The sequence below is a fragment of the Burkholderia sp. HAN2018 genome, assembly GCF_024704855.1.
GTDB lineage: Bacteria > Pseudomonadota > Gammaproteobacteria > Burkholderiales > Burkholderiaceae > Burkholderia > Burkholderia cepacia.
The window spans coordinates 1-2,350 of record NZ_QOBB01000450.1; the positions used below are offsets into that span (position 1 = coordinate 1).

Below are 2,350 nucleotides of genomic sequence, written 5' to 3' on the forward strand. Positions count from 1 at the left end.
CGCTGCCCGCGCAGCGCGACGAGGCTGTCGCGCACGCGCCGCGCACTCGATTCGTCGAGGCTCGCGGTCGGCTCGTCGAACATCAGCACCGGCGCACGCGACAGCAGCGCGCGCGCCAGGCACGCCCGCTGGCGCTGCCCGCCCGACAGCAACTGGCCGCCCGGCCCCACGTCGGATTCGAGCCCGTCCGGCAAGCGCTCGGCGTCGTGCAGCAGGCCGACCGCGTCGAGCGCGTCGCGCAGTTCGGCATCGGTCGCATCCGGGCGGCCCATCCGCACGTTCCACGCGAGGCTGCCGCGAAACAGCCCGTTGTCCTGGAACACGAGGTTGCGCGTCGCCGCGAGCGTCGCCTCGCTCAGGTGCCGCACATCGGCGCGGCCGAGCAGCACGCGCCCGGCGCCCGGATCGTCAAGCCGCGCGAGCAGGCCGAGCAGCGTGCTCTTGCCGGCACCCGTGGGGCCGACGATCGCGACGAAGCCGCCCGCCGGGCAATGCAGGTCGACGCCGTCCAGCAGCGTCGCGCCGGCGGGCGAACGGTAGCCGACGCGCACCGCGTCGACACTCGCGTCGTGTACCGGCGTGCCACGGTCGGGGCTGTCGAAACGCGGCGCATGCAGCACCGCGAGCACGGTGTCGAGCGCGCGCCAGGCGCCGCGCAGCGCCTGGTCGAGCTGCGTGAGCTGCGCGAGCGGTTCGATGAAACGCACGAGCAGCACGAGCACCGCCACGGCCGTCGCGGCATCGAGCCGGCCCGCCGAGACGGCCCATGCGCCGCCGGCCAGCATCGCGACGAACACGCCCTGCACCGCGCCCGCGAAGCCGAGTTCGATCGGCAGCGAGCGGCGCATCAGCGCGCGCGTGCGGCGATGCTGCGCGTCGAACGCGTGCATCAGCGCCGCGCGCGCGTCGCCTTCCCGGCCCGCGAAGCGCAGCAGCCCCTGATGCGCGGCGAAGGTCTGAAGCTGCACGGCCATGTCGCGATCGCCGGACGCGCGCGCCTGCTCGAACGCAAGGGTGCGCGTGCCGCCGCGCTCGAGCAGCGCGAACAGCAACACGGCGGCTGCCGCGAGGCACAGCGCGATGCGCCAGTCGATCCACGCGAGCCCGGCGACGACCGCAAGCGGCGTCACGACCGCGCCGATCAGCGGCCCGAGCAGGTGCGCCGGAATCCCCATCGCCTGCATGACCGGCCCGCGCAGCAACCCGGCCGGATGACTGTCGCGCACGGCCTGCCACGACGCGATACGCGGCAGGTGCCGCACGAGGCGTTCGACGAGACCGGCCGCGAGCGCGCCGCCCGCGCGATAGCCGCCGCGCTGCGCGACGTACAGCACGAATGCATGGCACAACGTCAGCGCACCGAGCGCGATCGTCCAATGCAACACGGCTGCCTGCGCGCCGGCGAACCACGCGCGGATCAACGGCACGAGCAGCAACCCGCAGGCACCGTCGAGCAACGCGGCCGCCATCGCCCAGCCGACCCCGCGCCACAGCGCGAGGCGTGTGCCGGATGGCAGGCACTGCAAACGTTTGAGCAATTTCATCATAATGCGGCCTCCCCGTCCGCGGCACCGCGTTCGCGCCACAGCCGCGCATACAGCCCGCACGCGGCCAGCAGCGCCGCATGCGTGCCGCGCTCGACGATGCGGCCGCGATCCATCACGAGAATCTGGTCCGCGTGCCGGATCGCGTCGAGATCGTGGCTGACGATCACGCGCGTGCGCGCGTCGCCGCGCAGCGCATTGCGCAATGCACGCCCGGTTTGCGGATCGAGTGCCGACGCCGGTTCGTCGAGCAGCAACAGCGGCGCCGTCGACAGCAGCGCACGCGCAATCGCCAGCCGCTGCAGCTCGCCGCCGGACAGCCGCACGTCGCGCCCGCACACGCAGCCGTAACCGCCCGGCAACGCTTCGACGCGTTCGTCGAGACAGGCCGCGCGCGCGGCCGCGCGAATCGCGTCGTGATCGGCATCGGGCCGGTACAGCGCGATGTTCGCGGCGATCGACACGTCGAGCGCGGCGGCCTGCTGGAACACCATCGCCACCTGCTCGCGCCGCGTGTCCGGCGCGAGCAGCCGCAGATCGGCGCCGCCGAGCCGCACCGTGCCGCGGTCGGGATCCATGAAGCGCGCGAGCAGCATCAGCAGCGTGCTCTTGCCCGCACCCGACGGCCCGACGATCGCGGTGGTCGTGCCCGCCGCGACCGCCGCGTCGATGTCGCGCAGGATCGGCGTGCCGTCGATGTCGACGCTCACGCCGCGCAGCTCGATCGACGCATCGCGCGGCACCTGCGCCGCGCCGTCGGCCGGCTCGGGCAGGCCCGGCTGCGCGAGCAACGCATCGAGACGCGC

Annotated in this window: 2 protein-coding genes; both read right to left on the reverse strand. The window is 73.9% G+C overall.

Features of this window, described 5'->3' with window-relative positions:
* On the reverse strand, window positions 1–1,547 hold a 1,547-nt coding region (locus DPV74_RS40815), incomplete at its 3' end, for an ABC transporter ATP-binding protein (protein ID WP_162923318.1).
* Window positions 1,544–2,350: ABC transporter ATP-binding protein (locus DPV74_RS40820; RefSeq protein ID WP_162923319.1), on the reverse strand; the 807-nt coding region annotated here is incomplete at its 5' end. The genes DPV74_RS40820 and DPV74_RS40815, both read right to left, overlap by 4 nt.